At 65.3% G+C, this 15,897-nt stretch carries 14 protein-coding genes; 5 read left to right on the forward strand and 9 right to left on the reverse strand.

The annotated features are described in order from the left end of the window. The first annotated feature begins 26 nt into the window (after positions 1-26). Positions 27-2,333: an MMPL family transporter gene (locus K6L26_RS21595; RefSeq protein WP_064899950.1), complete on the forward strand. Its 2,307-nt coding sequence runs from the start codon at positions 27-29 to the stop codon at positions 2,331-2,333. A gap of 64 nt (positions 2,334-2,397) precedes the next feature. Here the strand turns inward: K6L26_RS21595 and K6L26_RS21600 are convergent, their stop codons facing one another. From K6L26_RS21600 to K6L26_RS21640, 9 genes are all read right to left on the reverse strand, one after another. Then, positions 2,398-3,573: an acyl-CoA dehydrogenase family protein gene (locus K6L26_RS21600; RefSeq protein WP_064899948.1), complete on the reverse strand. Its 1,176-nt coding sequence runs from the start codon at positions 3,571-3,573 to the stop codon at positions 2,398-2,400. An 8-nt stretch (positions 3,574-3,581) separates the two neighbouring features. Beyond that, a complete protein-coding gene (locus K6L26_RS21605; RefSeq protein ID WP_064899946.1) occupies positions 3,582-4,628 on the reverse strand; it encodes an acyl-CoA dehydrogenase family protein in 1,047 nt (348 codons plus the stop codon). Further along, positions 4,628-5,464 carry an amidohydrolase family protein gene (locus tag K6L26_RS21610; protein WP_064899944.1) on the reverse strand — a complete coding sequence of 279 codons (837 nt, stop codon included), beginning with the start codon at positions 5,462-5,464 and terminating at the stop codon, positions 4,628-4,630. The genes K6L26_RS21605 and K6L26_RS21610 overlap by 1 nt, the downstream gene beginning before the upstream one ends. Continuing rightward, positions 5,461-7,068 carry an acyl-CoA synthetase gene (locus tag K6L26_RS21615; protein WP_064899942.1) on the reverse strand — a complete coding sequence of 536 codons (1,608 nt, stop codon included), beginning with the start codon at positions 7,066-7,068 and terminating at the stop codon, positions 5,461-5,463. The genes K6L26_RS21610 and K6L26_RS21615 overlap by 4 nt, the downstream gene beginning before the upstream one ends. Before the next feature lie 7 nt (positions 7,069-7,075). Beyond that, positions 7,076-8,323 (reverse strand): amidohydrolase family protein, encoded by a 1,248-nt coding sequence (locus K6L26_RS21620; protein WP_019348106.1) that lies wholly within the window; start codon positions 8,321-8,323, stop codon positions 7,076-7,078. Positions 8,324-8,327: 4 nt separating this feature from the next. Further along, positions 8,328-9,149: an enoyl-CoA hydratase gene (locus tag K6L26_RS21625; RefSeq protein WP_036388468.1), complete on the reverse strand. Its 822-nt coding sequence runs from the start codon at positions 9,147-9,149 to the stop codon at positions 8,328-8,330. Positions 9,150-9,261: 112 nt separating this feature from the next. Continuing rightward, positions 9,262-10,269, reverse strand: coding sequence for a dihydrodipicolinate synthase family protein (locus K6L26_RS21630; RefSeq protein WP_064899940.1), 1,008 nt, complete (start codon positions 10,267-10,269; stop codon positions 9,262-9,264). 9 nt (positions 10,270-10,278) lie between these two features. Next, entirely contained in the window at positions 10,279-11,073 is a 795-nt protein-coding gene (locus tag K6L26_RS21635; protein WP_036388470.1) for an SDR family NAD(P)-dependent oxidoreductase, read from the reverse strand. A gap of 43 nt (positions 11,074-11,116) precedes the next feature. Next, positions 11,117-11,878 (reverse strand): crotonase/enoyl-CoA hydratase family protein, encoded by a 762-nt coding sequence (locus K6L26_RS21640; protein ID WP_036388471.1) that lies wholly within the window; start codon positions 11,876-11,878, stop codon positions 11,117-11,119. Positions 11,879-12,137: 259 nt separating this feature from the next. Here K6L26_RS21640 and K6L26_RS21645 point away from each other — a divergent pair, with 259 nt between their 5' ends. The 4 genes from K6L26_RS21645 to K6L26_RS21660 all read left to right on the forward strand — a co-directional run bounded on the left by K6L26_RS21645 (position 12,138) and on the right by K6L26_RS21660 (position 15,885). Beyond that, positions 12,138-12,878 (forward strand): TetR/AcrR family transcriptional regulator, encoded by a 741-nt coding sequence (locus tag K6L26_RS21645; protein WP_019344317.1) that lies wholly within the window; start codon positions 12,138-12,140, stop codon positions 12,876-12,878. A 198-nt stretch (positions 12,879-13,076) separates the two neighbouring features. Further along, positions 13,077-14,066, forward strand: a complete 990-nt coding sequence (locus K6L26_RS21650) for an alpha/beta hydrolase (RefSeq protein ID WP_064899936.1) — start codon at positions 13,077-13,079, stop codon at positions 14,064-14,066. Then, complete coding sequence (locus K6L26_RS21655) at positions 14,066-14,923, forward strand: SDR family NAD(P)-dependent oxidoreductase (RefSeq protein WP_064899934.1); 858 nt, start codon at positions 14,066-14,068, stop codon at positions 14,921-14,923. Before K6L26_RS21650 ends, K6L26_RS21655 begins: the two co-directional genes overlap by 1 nt. 41 nt (positions 14,924-14,964) lie before the next feature. Next, the gene (locus K6L26_RS21660) at positions 14,965-15,885 is read left to right on the forward strand and encodes a reductase (protein WP_064899932.1); all 921 of its coding nucleotides are present in this window, start codon (positions 14,965-14,967) and stop codon (positions 15,883-15,885) included. Positions 15,886-15,897 lie beyond the last annotated feature (12 nt).

Consider the following 15,897-nt stretch of genomic DNA (forward strand, 5'->3'; position numbering starts at 1 on the left):
CACATTGAGAGCCTACTCTCACTTATATGTCCACCTATCTGTACCGGCTGGGGCGCTTTGCGTTCGGCCGTCCATGGCTCGTGATCGGCGGCTGGCTTGCCCTGATCGCCGTCGTGGCGGGACTTCTCGTGACCAATCCGCCGAAGATCTCCAACGAGATGCGCATCAACGGCACGCCTGCGCAGGAGGTCATCGACGACCTGGCACAGCGCATGCCCGAGTCCTCGGGCGGGCAGGGCCTCATCGCCTTTGCCGTCCCGGCCGGACAGCGCATCGACGACGGCGCCAACAGTGCCGCCGTCGTGCGTGCGGTCGAGGCCGTTTCGCGATCCGAGCACGTGCTCGACCCCCGGGCACTCGCCCAGGCCGAGCTCGCCAAAGGACCTGCCAGCCCTACACTGACCGCTTCGGCCGCCATCGCCCGATCGGCGGTGCCGACCGATGCCGGGCCCAATGTCCCGCACCCGATGGTGATCAACGGTCAGCCCGTGCCCGGCGTGCTGGTCTCCGCCGACGGCGTTGCCGCGCTCTACCAGTTCCAATTCGACAAGCAGACCGCGGAACTGCCCTCGGGCACAGTCGAGCACACGGTGACCGCTGCGCGCGACGCGGTCGCAGGTACGGGAATCAACGTGCTGCCCTCGGCGAGCATGGTCGAGATGCCCGACATCGTCGGTGCCGGTGAAGTCATCGGCCTGGCTGTCGCGGCCCTGGTCCTGATCGTCACCCTGGGCTCACTGGTGGCCGCCGGCCTGCCGCTGGCAACCGCACTGAGTTCGGTCGCCGTCGGTGTCGGCGGAACATTCCTCTTCTCGCACCTGGTCAACATTCAGTCGATGACAGCGGTGCTGGCACTGATGCTGGGCCTCGCCGTCGGTATCGACTATGCAATGTTCATCGTCAACCGCCAGCGGCGGCTGATCATCGACCAGGGCCTGAGCGCCGGCGAGGCCGCTGGCCGGGCACTCGGAACTGCCGGTAGTGCAGTCATATTCGCCGGCACGACCGTGGTGATCGCGCTGGTGGCACTGACCGTGGTCGGCATCTCATTGCTCACTCCGATGGCGTTGGCCGCCGCGGCCACAGTGGTCGTCGCCGTGATCGCCGCGCTCACGCTGCTGCCCGCTCTGCTCGGTCTGGTCGGCGAGCGCATCTGCTCGGACAAGACCCGGCGCACGCAGTCCACCGAGAAGGGCACCAATCACCGTTTCGCGACCGCGTGGGTCGGTGCGGTGCTGCGGCACCGGGTACCCGTCGCGATCGGCGGTGTGGTGGTCGCCGCGCTGCTCGCCCTGCCGGCCCTGAACATGACGATGGGTCTGCCCTCCGGTTCCAGCTACAACCAGGGCACCCCGCAGCGCGAAAGCTATGACCTCGTCTCCACTCACTACGGCGAGGGGTACAACGGACCTCTGGTCGTCGTGGCCGAACCGGCGGCAGGTACCGGCAAGCTCACGACCGCCGACCTCGTGGACACCAACAACGACTTGCGCCGCCTCGGTAGCGTCGAATCGGTCAGCCTGCAAAAGGTCAGCGACAACGAGGAATTCGCGCTTTTCTCGGTGGTGCCCAGCACCGGCCCGACCGATGATGCGACCGCCCAGCTGGTCCGCGACATCCGCGCGCACGCCGGCCCGTTGACCGAACTGCACGACGTCGACCTCGGAGTCACCGGTATCACCGCGATGGGTGTCGACACCACCGATCGCCTCGCCCAGGCCGTACCGCTCTACATCGGCGTGGTCGTCGGCTTGTCACTGCTGGTGCTGCTGGTGGTGTTCCGGTCGATCGCGATACCCGTCAAGGCCACCGTCGGATTCCTGCTGAGCGTGCTGGCCACGTTCGGGGCCGCCACCGCTTTGTTCCAATGGGGTTGGTTCCAGCAGCTGTTCGGCTTGAGCGCTACGGGACCGATCCTGAGCCTGCTGCCGATCATCGTGATCGGAGTGCTCTACGGGCTCGCGATGGACTACCAGGTGTTCCTGGTGTCATCGATGAAGGAAGCCCATGTGCACGGGCACCGCGGCGATGACGCGGTGACCCACGGGTTCACCCAGGCCAGCCGGGTCGTGGTGGCCGCCGCGGTGATCATGATGTCGGTGTTCGCCGGGTTCGTGTTCAACGGCGACCCCATGATCAAGCAGATCGGTTTCGCGCTGGCGTTCGGTGTTCTCATCGATGCATTCGTGGTGCGGATGGCCATCGTGCCCGCCGTGATGTCGATGCTCGGCGAGAAGGCCTGGTGGCTGCCCAAGCGGCTGGAACGCTTCCTACCCAACCTCGACATCGAGGGTGACCAGCTGAACAAACAGCTGGCCGATACCCCCGCGTAGCCGGCCAGCAGACGCATATGTACCCGACACGCCAAGGATTTGGGTACATATGCGTCTGGTCGCGCTAGGAAGCCTTCGCCTTGGGCGCCGAGTAGTTCGGCTTGCCCAACCCCAACACATGCTGAGCGATCATGTTGCGGAACACCTCGAGCGTGCCGCCGTAGATGCCGACCAACGGCGCGAACCGGTAGACGTACTCACTGCGATCATCGGCTCCCCCGTCGGCCCCGATCGGCAGTGCTGCTACCGAACCCGCGATATCCATCAGGTCCGGCGCGATGTCACGCATGGTCTGAGCCAACGCGACACGTCCGAAAATGCTGGGTGAGGACAGCGACGCTTCCAGGCGAGCCACACTGCGCCCCAAGCGATATGCGACCGAGCCGTCATCGACGGCACCGGACCGGCCCACCAACGCGGCGACGTTGTCGGCCGCCTCCGCCATGAATCCGGCCTGGTGCATCATGATCGCTACGTCGGCCAGGCCGTCGTCGGCCGCTGCGACCGCCCCATGCTCAGCGTCGAGCGGTTCTCGCACCACCGTCCAGCCGCCGTTGACGTCGCCGAGTCGATATTTGTCGTCGACCCGCACGTCGGAGTAGTACACGATGTTGGTGCGGTCACCGTCGACGGTTCGGATGCCCTGAATCTCGATGCCGTCGGAGTCCAGCGGCACCAGGAACATGGTGAGGCTCTTGTGTTTCGGCGCTTCCGGATCGGTGTTGGTGATCAGGAAGACGTACTGGCAGTTGTGCGCTCCCGTGGTGAACATCTTCGATCCGTTGATCACCCATTGGTCGCCGTCGCGCACCGCGCGCGTCTTGCAAGTGGCGACGTCGGAACCGCCCTCGGGTTCGGTGTAACCCAGGCACAACCGCACGGTTCCGTCGAACACCCCGCTCAGCACCTCGTCCCGAATCTCGTCCGAAGCGAACTTGGCCACCGAGCGCGCCACCATCGCCGTGGTACCCCATGTCACCCACGGCACTTCGGCGCGACGTTTCTCCAGCTCCCAGATGCGTCGACGCACCCGAGAAAATCCGCCGTCGGCCTCAGTTTTCCATTCCTTCTCAAGGTAACCCGCCGCGGCCAACTGAAGGTGTACGCCCTCGTGAAAGTTGTCGCCGGTTTCCCGGTCATGGCGAATGACGTCGTCGGTCACGATACGCCCAAGGAACTCGCGCACCTCGGTGCGGAACGCCTCGTCCTCCGCCGACAGTTCGACTCGTGAGAAATCCATATCCGTCCCTACACCTCTGCGCTTTCGCGGGCGCTGACAATCTGAGCGATACGCACGGCGGTGGCCCCCGGATCACCGCCGGCCAGTGCCCACCCGCGGGCCCGCACCAGGTACGCGGTGGCCGCCGCCTCGGCGGACACTCCAAGGCCACCTTGAACATGTACCGCCATCGTGGCCGCCTTTGCCGCTTCCTCGGCCATGAAGACGAACGCCGAAGGCGCCAGTTCCGGCCGCTCGTCGGGCTCGTTGTCGAGGAACCAGGCCGCGCGACGGGCCAAGCCGCGCCCGCTCTGGACCGTGATCGCGATATTGGCCAACGGATGTGAAATCCCCTGCAGCGTCCCGATCGGCACGCCGAGGGTGTAGCGGGACTTGGCGAACTCCGCCGCAATCGTCATGGTCTCCTCGACCAGACCCACCAGCGCCGCTGCAGTCAACAGGCGCCATTCATCGAGTGCCCGTTGGTATTCCGCCAGAGCTTCGGTACCGGAGGCCAGGACCGTCCGGGAGTCTGCGGCGCCCGGATCCACCCACGCCATCGGCAGCTTGCCGATGTTGTCCACCTTGGCCGGCCGCGTACCGAACGTCAGCTTCACCACGTCTTGGCCGTCTCGGACGACGATGTGGTCGGCGATGGACCCCGCCGGAACGAGCCGGGGGCCGGTCGGTGCGACCTGCGCAGGATCGATCGCCACCAATTGGGTGCCGTTGAGAACGTCCTCCGATTCGAGGGCTCCGAGACGCTGGAGCAGCCGCGCCGCCACCACGTGGTCGATCCACGGCACGGGTGCCAGCGAGCGCCCGAGCTCCTCGGCTACCAAGGTCAGGTCCACCAGAGTCGCGCCGTCGCCACCGACGGATTCCGGCAGGGCCATCGTCGTGGCACCCATGGCGCACAACCGTTCCCACAGACTCTTGTCGAAACCCGAAGGCTCGGCGGCACGCACAGCCTCGATGTCGGAGTGCGTCTTGAAGAACTGCCGGTACGCGGTCTGCAGGTCGACGTGGTCCTCGGTCAGGCTGTAGTCCAGCCTGCGCAGTTCATAGCGGTCCATCAGCTCTCCCGATTCTCGCCGAGGAAGAACTCCGCGGCATTGTTGTAGAGGTAGTTGTCCAGCACATCGGCAGGCAGGTCCAGTGCCAGCGCCTCGGGCACCACTCGTTGCATCCGCAGCACAGGGAAATCTGAAGCGAAGATGATCTTGTTCTTCCCCCGAGTTCGCATGAAGTGCAGCAACGACTCCGGCAGCCGCTTCGGCGACCAGGCTGATGTCATCAACCGCAGGTTCTGGTACTTGATCAGCATGCGTATCGCGATTTCCCACCAGGGATCCGCGCCGTGGATCATGCACAGCTTCAGTTCGGGGAAGCGGACGCAGACACGGTCGAGGTGGATAGGGTTCTGCACCTCCCCCGGGATCGGTGGTCCGGGCAGGCCGGTGTTGACACACAACGGCAGTTCGAGTTCGGCACATTTGGTGTAGAGCGGGTAGTACACCGCATCACTGGGCGGATACTGACCGTCGCCCCAGAAGCTCGGTCCGACAACGGCATAGGCCACCGGAAGGTCGGCCGCGACGGCGGTGAGCTCGCGCAGTGACGGGATGGGCCGCAGCAGGTTCACCCCGCCCATCGCCAGCGCGAAGCGGTCCGGATGCGCCTCGACGAACTTGCGCGCCGTGACGGACGGTTTGGTGAGCGAGTCCATCAGGATGGCCTTCTGCACGCCGTGGGTGTCCATCTCGTCGAGCATCTCCGACAGGTCGATGGGGTCATACATCGACGTCGGGCCCTTGAAGTAGTCGTCGCGCACCTTCTTCATGAAGGTGGGCTGGTTCTCGGTCTCGCCGAAGTGCACGTTGGCCAGACAGTCGATTACCTTGTGACTCATGCCTTGATCTCCGCCCGTTCCGCGGCCAGGCTCTTGGCCCAGCGATAGTCGGCCTTGCCGTTGCCGAGTCTGCGGATCTCCTCGACGAACAGCACATCTTTGGGAAGTTTGAATCGGGCCAGCCGGGTTGCGCAGTGCTCCCTGAGCGCGGGTGCGTCGACAGCATCGCGGATCGAGACAAGGGCGACAACTTCTTCGCCCCACCGCTCACTGGGCCGACCGACCGCGAGCGCGTCCACCACATGCGGGTGTGCCCGCAGCACTTCCTCGATCTCCTCGACGAACACCTTCTCCCCACCGGTGTTGACCACCAACGAATCACGGCCGAACAGGCGCAACGTTCCGTCGGCGTCGAGCGAGGCGCGGTCCCCCGAGACCACCACACGCTCGCCGGCCACCTCGGGGAAGGTCTTCACCGTCGCCGCCTCGTCGTTGAAGTAGCCGAGTGGAATTCGGCCGTTGCGCGCCACCCAACCCACCTCTGGGTCACCGGGGTCCAGGAACCGGGAGTAGTCGTCGGCAAGCACCAACCCACCGGCACGCAGCTGGAAGGTCTCGGCGGTCGGGGTTTCCCGCTGGGTGTGGCCGAATCCCATATTGCCGGTTTCCGAAGAGCCGAACCCGTTGATGATGGTGATCTGCGGTAAGTGCTCGAGCAGTGCGCGTTGATGTTTCGGGTTGGTGGCCGCACCACCCGTCCCGATCGCGAACATCGACGCGAGGTCATACGTTCGCCGGCCGAGCTCCTCGACGATCGGTCCGGCGTAGGCGTCGCCCACCATCGTCATCAGCCCGATCCGCTCTCGCTGCGCGGTTTCCAACACGGCACGCGGGTCGAAGCGTGGTTTGGTGTCGTGCAGCACCACGGTCTGTCCGGACAGCAGGCCGGAGAATGCGGTCCACAAGCCGGCGGCGTGCATCAACGGCGACACCGCGAACCACGGCGGGCCGGCGTTGGCAACTTTGTCGTGAATCTCGCTGACCCGATCGTGGTCGGCGCCGTTCATCGACGACACGTAGATATCGCCCTGGCGCCACATCACGCCCTTGGGACGGCCCGTAGTGCCACCCGTGCAGACCATCAGCAGATCGTCAGGCGATGGGGTCACGCCGTGATCGCTATCCCCCTGCCCCAGAGCATCTTCCAGTCTCACGGAACCTGGAAGCTCGTCACCCTCGCCGTCGTCGACGGAAATCAGAACCTCGGCTCGCAACACGTCGGCGAACTTGGCCCCCAGCGATCGGTGGTAGATCACCGCGCATGGCTTCAGGTAAGCCAGCAGATCGGCCACCTCACCCGGCGAGTAGTAGTAGTTCACGTTCACCGGGACCGTGCGTGCCTTGAGGCAGCCGATCACCATCTCGGGGTACAGGTCGTTGTGCATGACGAGGGCGACCACGTCCTGCCCACATTCCCAGCGGTTGAGCTCTGAACGCTCACGGCGCGCGCCGAGTCCGCGCGAGGTCAGGAAGTTCGCCAGCCGGCGGGTCTGTTCAGCCCCCTGAGCGAAGGTGCTGCGGCGGTCGCCGCACACCGTCATCTCGCGGTCGGGTACCGCCTCGGCGATCGCATCGACGACGGCGCCGATCGTCCATTCGGCCATGGCGCGGCTAGACCGACACCAGACCGGCCACGCCGGGCGCGGTGCGGGTCGGATCACCGAGTAGTTCAAGAGCGTTGTCGCGCATGACTTTCCGGGTGTCTTCGAGGCTGAACTCCGGGAACTGCGGGATGTCGGCGGTGAAGGTAGTCGGATCAGCCAGGCCCTCACCGTGCGGCCAGTCCGAGCCGAACAGGATCTTGTCCACACCGATGGTGTCGGCGAGCAGCGACACGTCGTCCTCGTAGTACGGCGCGATCCACACGTTGTTGCGCAGCTGCTCGACCGGATCCTCCTTGAAGTGGTACGGCGCGTTGTTGGCAGCCTTCTTCAGCCTCTTGATCAGCCGGTAGACGAAGTAAGAGCCGTTCTCGATGCTGCACACCTTGAGCTTGGGATGCCGGGTGAACACCTGGTGCACGATCATCGAGGCCATGGTGTCGTGAATCGCGCGGTCGTCCATGATCACCATGTCGAGCGGATCACGCTTGCCGAATCCCTTGAAGACGCCGCTGCCGCCCCACAGTGCCGGGACCGCCATGTATCCGGAATCCGACAGATGGAAGACCACGGCGACACCGGCCTCGGCCAGGCGGGCCCACACCGGATCGTGCGACGGGTCCCCCAGAGAGCGCGGCCTGACCTCGCCGGGCACCGGAGCCGGCCGCACACACACGAGCTTGGCGCCGCGGCCGATCACGAACTCGACCTCCTCGACCGCCTTCACCGGATCGGCCAACGAGATGATCGGTGCGGACACGAAACGCCCGTCCGGCCGGTCGAAGCCCCAGTCCTCGTCCAGCCACAGGTTGAAGGCGTGCACCGAGGCCATGGTGGCCTCGATGTCGTGCTTGAGCCCCTCCTCCACCCCGCAGGCGAAAGTCGGCAGCATGAACACGGTTTCGAGCCGCTGGCGATCCAGCACTTTCACCCGGGCATCGCGATTCTGGTACTCGGGATGGTCGGAGAGCCTGTCCACCTTCATCAGCGAGGACGGGTCCACGCCCTCGGGGATCTCGCCGCGGAACAGCAGGTCCAGACATCCCGGTTCGATGATCGGATCGAATGTGGGGTTGGGGATGAAGTGGTTGACCGTCCCGCCCATGACGGCCAGCGTGCGCTTACCGTCCTGGACCATTTGCACGCCACGGCTGCGGAACTCCTTGGGCAGGTGCCGGGTGAACGCGTCGATGGGCTCGTAGTAGTGATTGTCGACGTCCACGGCCAGGTACGGAAGCCGTTCGGGAGCTTCGGTCATGTCATCAACCTTCTTTCAGGGGCGGGAAATTCGGCGGCCGTTTCTCGAAAAATGCGGTGATGCCCTCTACCAGATCCGGGCGAACCATGGACTCGTGCATCAGCTTCTCGGCCCGGTCACTCACGTCGACGACGTTGTCGTTGGCGTCGCCGTAGAGCTGGCGTTTGATCACCGCCATCGACGCCGGAGAGCAGTTGCGGGCCAGGTCCTCGGCGTACGCCAGGGCGCGCGGAAGTAGATCCTCAGGCGCGACAACCTCTTTCACCAATCCGAGCTGCTCGGCTTCTTCGGCGAAGAAGGTCCGGCCCGACAGCAACAGGTCCGCAGAGGCGCCCCAGCCGGCCAGCCGGGGCAGGATCCAGGTGATGCCGTACTCGCCGATCAGTCCCCGGCGCGGGAAGGCGGTGGCGAACTTCGCCCCGGCCGCCGCGAACCTCACGTCACACATCAGGGCGTGGGTGAGGCCGATGCCGACGCATGCGCCGTTGATGGCAGCGATGACGGGCTTGCGCAGTTCAGTGAGGAAATGCGGATGCCGTTCGCCGACGATCTTGCTGACGTCGGTGTCCTCGCTGATGCTGGCGCCGAGGTCCTGCATGGCCCCCATGTACGCGCCGGCGCAGAAGCCACGCCCGGTACCGGTCAACACCATTGCCCGGACCGCCGGATCCGCTTCGGCGCGATCGAAACCGGCATAGACGCCGGCGGAGATGTCGGCACCCCAGGAGTTCAGCCGCTCCGGGCGGTTCAGGGTGATGACGGCGACGCCGGCTTCCGTGACCTCGTAGAGAACCGCCTCGGTTCCGACACTGTCCGCAACCGTCATGTACCGATACCTCCCCGATGCCACACCAGCCGTTCAGACATACATACTGTATACCTATCGGTAGTACATTCCGCAAGCCTGGCTTTGTTGCCGCGACCTGCGCAAAGGGTGGTCAGGCGTAGATCAAACCAAGCTTGCGATAAGCGGTTTCGATCTGGGTCTTCGCGGCTTCCGGCAGCCACGCCTGCGGCGGGCGGGAATGCGGGTAGTCACCGATCGGCAGCCCAAGCACCGAGGCCGCGTACTTGAACGCGTCGGCCCAGTGGGTGAAATAGTCGGCTCGGCCCGGATAACAGGTGAACCAGGACCCCATGTCCAGGCTGAATCGGTCCAACCCGGACTCGCGACCGAAGTCCATGGCCTCGATCAGCCGGTCTGCGTATACGAGGTCCCAGTATTCGGTGAAGATGCGACGTTGCGGGGTTTCGTAGAGGTACCCGGCCGTGCCCAGCTGGGCCGGGCAGACTATTCCCTCCCGCAGCCAACCGGCTCGGTACACCGTGGTGTCGCATTCCCAGACCGCGAGGTAGGGCGCCAGGTCATGCAGTCGACGGCTCGCCGCCGGCCGGAAGGCGCCCTCCTTGGTGGCACACACGGCCGGGACCGCCTCGGCGATCGCGGCGCTTTCGTCCGGGGTCAGCACATAACCCGACGACGGCGAGTTGAACATCCCCAGGGCGATATCGGTGCGATCGGCGATATAGGAGAAGAAGCGCAGGACGCCCTCTCCTCCATGCGCTTCCATCATGGGCGTCTGGATGTAGACGATGTCGGCACCCGCCCGCTGAGCATGCAGCGTCAGCTCCAGACAGTCCTTGGCGGAGGTCGCCGCGGTGCAGGCCTGGATCACGACATGCGGATCGATGCGGCGGCCCTCTTCGATCGCCACTTCGAGCAGTTGCTTGCGCTCGGCCAGGGTCAGCGCCCAGAACTCGGCCAACCCGCTGGTACACCACAGCATCTGGTGACCGAGGTCGCCGACACAATAGCGCACGAGGTATCGGTAGGCGGCCCAGTCGATGTCGTCGCCGTCGGTTCCACAGAACGGGGTGTAGAGCGAGTCACCGATTCCGCGCAATGCCGAGCGAGCCCAGTCCCGCGCTTCGGCTGCTGTTGCCATTACGGCCCCCTAGGTGAAGTCCGAGCCACCGTCCACGTTGATGTTGGCCCCGGTCATGTACGAGTTGCGCTTGGAGGCCAGAAACGCTGCCACAGGCCCGATTTCGCTCGGCAGCCCGGCACGCGGCAGGTGGGCCGGATGCCCGAAATGTTCGTCGATGGCCGCCATCAACGCATACGGATCGTTGCCGTCAACGCCCACCGTGTCGGCCCAACCACGCAGCGCTTCCGACGAGATACTGCCCGGCGAAACCACATTGACCATGATCTCGTCCTCGGCCAGCAACAGCGACAGATTCTTGGAGACACTGTTCACGGCCGCCTTGGCCGCGGTGTACGCCGGTAACCGGGTGCTCTGCCGCTGGGTGGAGTGCGCCGAGAAGTTGACCACGCGCGCCCACTCGGCCTTCCGCAGCCACGGCAACGCCGCCCGCACGCAGCGCACCATGCCCATCAGACCGGCATCGAACGCCTCCTGCCACTGATCGTCGGTCAACTCTTCGAAGTTGCCCGCGGCCCCCGGGCCGACGGTGTTGATCAGTGCGTTGAGCTCACCCCACCGCTCGCCCACCGCGGCGAAGGCCTGCTCGACCTGGGAGCCGTCTGAGGTGTCGGCGACGATCGCCACCGCCTCCGGCGACCCGAGGCGCGTCAGTTCCGTTGCGGCAGCTTCAAGTACATCACGAGAGCGCCCGACGATCGCGATCCGCGCACCGTCCTGCGCCAGACACTGCGCGGTCGCGAAGCCCATCCCGCGGCCACCGCCCACGACGACGGTGGCCGCACCCTCGAATCCGAGATCCATGGCCGCAATGACTCCCCGGTCGCTTCGCCCCTGCCCGCCGGGCTCAGGAACCGGTCCAATTGGGGGCGCGCTTCTCGGCGAAGGCGATCGCACCCTCCTTGGCGTCGTTGGACGAGAACACCGGCCCGAGGAGTTCGCCCTGCTTCTTCCACATCTCGTCGGCCGACCACTCCGACGACGACGCGATGATCTCCTTGGTCACCGCCACGGCCAGCGGGCCGTTGGCGGTGATGCGATCGGCGAGTTCGAGCGCACCGTCGAGCGCCTCGCCCGGCTCGGTCAGCTTGTTGACGAATCCCCACGCCGCGGCTTCTTCGGCGGTGAAGCTGTCGCCGGTGAGCGCAAGCTCCATCGCCTTCTGGTAGGGAATGCGCTGGTGCAGCCGCAGCAGTCCGCCACCGCCGGCCACCAGGCCGCGCTTGACCTCGGGGATGCCGAACTTGGCGACCTTGGAGGCCACCACGAGATCCGTCGCGAGGACCAGCTCGGTTCCACCCGCCAGCGCGAACCCTTCGACGGCGGCGATCAGCGGCTTGCGCGGCGGGCGTTCGGTGAAACCCGCGCCGCGACCGGGAACGTAGGGCAGTTCTCCGGCAGCGAACGCCTTGAGGTCCATGCCCGCACAGAAGTTTCCGCCCGCACCGGTCACGATCGCCACCGACAGTTCAGGGGTGTCATCGAGTTCGTCCATCGCATCGGCTAGTCCCTGGACCACCGCGAGGTTGAACGCGTTGCGCGCCTCTGGGCGGTTGATTGTGACGACGAGCGTGCGACCCCGTCGTTCCGTGAGAACTGCGTCCGACATCAATGCCCCTTTGCTCGCGGCCAATAACCCGGAAAAGCCTACTATAGGTATTACAGTACAAAGGCGACACCCCGTCGTTCTGACCCGAGCGACGCATCTGAGCCAACGGCGGGAGGCACCGACAGAAAGGTGACCGGTAAGGTTGACGGCGACAAGACCCCGCGACACGCGCACATAGGCGCAGTTCAGCTGGCGGCCGGCGGTAAATTCACTGCGATTGACCCGCGGCACAGGGACGGCTTGAGCAGATTTGAATTTGATGGAGGTGCCCGCAGTGGCAAAGCAACCGACCGCCGAGAAACGTCAACGGCGCGAACGCGGGTCCATCAATCCCGAGGACATCATCAAGGGCGCCTTCGAACTTGCCGAGCAGGTGTCGATCGACAACCTCAGCATGCCGCTACTGGGCAAACATCTGGGCGTCGGTGTCACGAGCATCTACTGGTACTTCCGCAAGAAGGACGATCTGCTCAACGCGATGACCGACCGCGCGCTCCGCGAATTCGTCGTCGCCACCCCCTATGTCGAGGCCAAGGATTGGCGCGAGTCGTTGGCCAACCATGCCAGGACCATGCGAAAAGCCTTCATGGGTAACCCGATTCTGTGTGATCTCATTCTCATTCGGTCGGCCCTGAGCCCTCGTGCCGCCCGCCTGGGTGTCCAGGAGATGGAGACCGCGATCTCCGGGCTGGTCGAGGCCGGGTTGTCGGTCGAGGACGCCTTCGACACGTACTCGGCCGTCTCGGTGCACGTCCGCGGGTCGGTGGTGCTACACCGCCTCTACGAGAAAAACCGGGCCAACGACAACGCCCCCGGAGATTACGAAGAGACCATGGTCATCGACCCCGAAGTCACGCCGCTGTTGGCGCAGGTGACCAACGAGGGGCATCGCATCGGCGCAGCCGACGAGAAGAACTTCGAGTACGGCCTGGAGTGCATCCTGGACCACGCGGCCGCGCGGATCGCGCAACCCCCTGCCGCCAAGGCCAAGCGCAAATAAGCCCAGCCTGAGCCGGAGTCGTGCCCCTGGCCGCTCCGGCCTCTTTCCCTCACCCCCATCGCCCGGACTTGCGTTGTCGTCCGGGCGATTTCGCGTCTTCGGAACATCGAAAGCCGGCTACGTCCGATCGATCTACAGGTTGTGTCATCCACGATTGTTACATTGACAAATGTAACAGTCTGTGGTGACGTAAATGGCGTGACCGCAGCTGCCCCACCCGACCTGCCGGCCGTTCCCAGCGGGCGTTCGCTACGCGCCGTGGTGGCAGCTACCGCCACCCGCGCGACGTTGGGTTGTCTCACCGGTGCCATTCCGATGAATCAAGCGGGCGTGTGGTTTTCCCGCGGACTGATCGCCACCATCATGGGGACGTTGGGATCGATGCCCGAGGGCACCAGGGTGATCCCGGTCCGTCAGCCCGGGCTTCGCGGTGAATGGGTGGTCGGGCCGGGGGTGAAGTTCGGTACGCGCGCCGGCTATTACGTCCACGGCAGCGCCTACGTGATCTGCTCGGCGCAGACGCACCGCAAGCTGGTCGCACAGTTGTCCGCTGCCACCGGCCTCCCGTTTTTCTCCGTCGACTACCGCCTGGCTCCCGAACACCGATTCCCAGCCGCCGCCGATGACGTCGAAGCCGGCTATCGCTGGTTACTCACCCAGGGTTATGCGGCATCGGACATCGTGATCGGCGCGGACTCCGCGGGTGGCCACCTGACCTGCGACCTCCTACTCGCGCATGCCGACGAACCCGGTTTCCAGCCCGCCGCAGTCGTGCTGTTCTCCCCGCTGGTCGACCTCACCATGGAGCTGGCCGTGCGGCAGGAAAGGATGCGGCGCGACCCGGCCATGTCCGCGGGCGCCGCGCGGCAGTTGGTCGGGCTGTACACCGTGGCGCAGGACCCCGACCACCCGCGTCTACGCCTGGACTTCGCGAAAGCTGATCGCCTGCCGCCCATGCTGGTCCAGGTCGGCGAGTTCGAAATGCTCAGCGCCGACGCCCGTCACCTCGACGCCGAGGTGAACAGGGCCGGAGGGGCGAGCACGCTGGAAGTGTGGCCCGGCATGGTGCACGTTTTCCAGGCCTTGCCGCGGCTGGCACCGGAAGCACGACTCGCACTGCGCCGGGCGGCGGGGTTCATCGCCTCCGCGCTGGCGGACGACCGGCTCGACCACGTGGAGGTCTGCTGATGTTCGGATTTGACCTGCTGCTCAGAGCTTTTCGCGGAGAGCGCCGCTGCACCAACGCGAAAGCCGTGGTGACCGGCGCCGGAAGCGGCATCGGGCGGTCGTTCGCCCTTGAGCTCGCCCGGCGCGGTGGCGAGGTGATCTGTGCCGATATCGACCCGGACCGGGCCGACGAGACGGTGGAGCTGATCGGTGAACTGTCCAGCGGCAAGGGTCACGCCGTGGTATGCGACGTCTCCGATCGCAGCGCGATCGAACAGTTGGCCAAGCACGCCAACAGCATCTTCGGCGGCCCGCCGACTCTGGTGATCAACAACGCCGGCGTCGGCGTCGGCGGGAAACCGATCGGCGCCATCGGATTCGACGACTGGGACTGGGCGCTCGGGATCAATCTCTGGGGCGTCGTGTACGGGTGTGAGGTCTTCACCCCGATCCTGCGCGAAGCCGGCCGCGGCGGGATCATCAATGTCGCCTCGGCCGCCGGGTTCGCCGCCGCGCCCTCGATGGGGCCGTACAACGTCTCCAAAGCCGGTGTGATGTCGCTGTCGGAGACGCTCGCCGCCGAGCTCGCCGGCGCGGGCGTGGCGGTGACGGTGCTGTGTCCGACCTTCGTGAAAACCAACGTGTTTCAGGACGGCCGCATCACCCCCGGCTCGATGAACCTCAGCCGGCAACTGGCTCGATGGACGGGGCTGTCTCCGGACAACGTCGCGGCGCGCACCCTAGACGCACATGACAGTGGCCGGCTGTACGTGGTGCCACAGATCGACGCGACCGTCATCTGGCATCTCAAGCGTCACTTCCCGGGCCTCTACGTCCGCGGCGCCGGACTACTCGGCCGGGTGCTCCCCAAAGACTGAAGCCTTCCCGACAACCGCACCTACGAACTCAAGGACGCATCATGGCGATGGATCTCGACAACATGCTGCAGATGATCAAGGACCGCCAGTGGGCCCTGGTCGATATCGACTGGGACGCACCGGGCGCCGAGCTGATCGAGCCCGAGCTGCACGCCAAGCTCAAGCCGTTCATGACCGACCTGATGTGGATCGAGAACGTCGGCGCCCGGGGTTTCGCCGCCCTGGCCAAGAAGGCACCGAATCCGACGCTCAAGAGCATCTATGAACATTTCCACGCCGAAGAGCAGAAGCACGCCAACGCCGAACTCGCCTTGATGCGCCGGTGGGGCATGCTCGAAGACGACGAGATCCCGCCGCCGAACGTCAACGTTCAGCTGGTCATCAACTGGCTGGACAAGTACTCCGACGGGATGGGCCTGACCTTCCTGGGCACCGTCATCCCGATGCTGGAGGTGGCGCTCGACGGGGCGCTGATCAAGTTCATCACCGACGAGGTCAAGGATCCGGTGGCACAGGAGGTGTTCAAACGCATCAACTCCGATGAGTCGCGGCACCTGGCCGTCGACTTCGAGGTGATGGACATCCTCGGGCATGCCGACATGCGCAAGCTGCTCATCGAGCTGGTCGGCGGCTGGATCAAACCCACGTTCCTGGTCGGTGTGCTCAGCTACTTCCCGCTGTTGAACAAGATGCGCGACAACATCGTCGCCATGGGCGTCAACGAAGACCGGCTGTACCAGGCGATGCGCAGGTTCCAAAGTGTGGGCGAGCGAAGCGAATTCGCCCGCCGGCTGCCGATGTACCGGATCATCTCGTGGCAGAGCCGCAAGGTGATCGACCGGACTTCCAAGTACCACTGGCTGGCGGATTCACTGGTCAAGATCACCGGCGTGATCCCGATGTCCCTGGTCCAGAACTCGCCCACCTGGTCGCAGGAACTGACCTACGAACCCGTCGCCTGAAGGATGCCCGAC

Source organism: Mycobacterium farcinogenes (genome assembly GCF_019739075.1).
Taxonomy (GTDB): Bacteria; Actinomycetota; Actinomycetes; order Mycobacteriales; family Mycobacteriaceae; genus Mycobacterium; species Mycobacterium senegalense.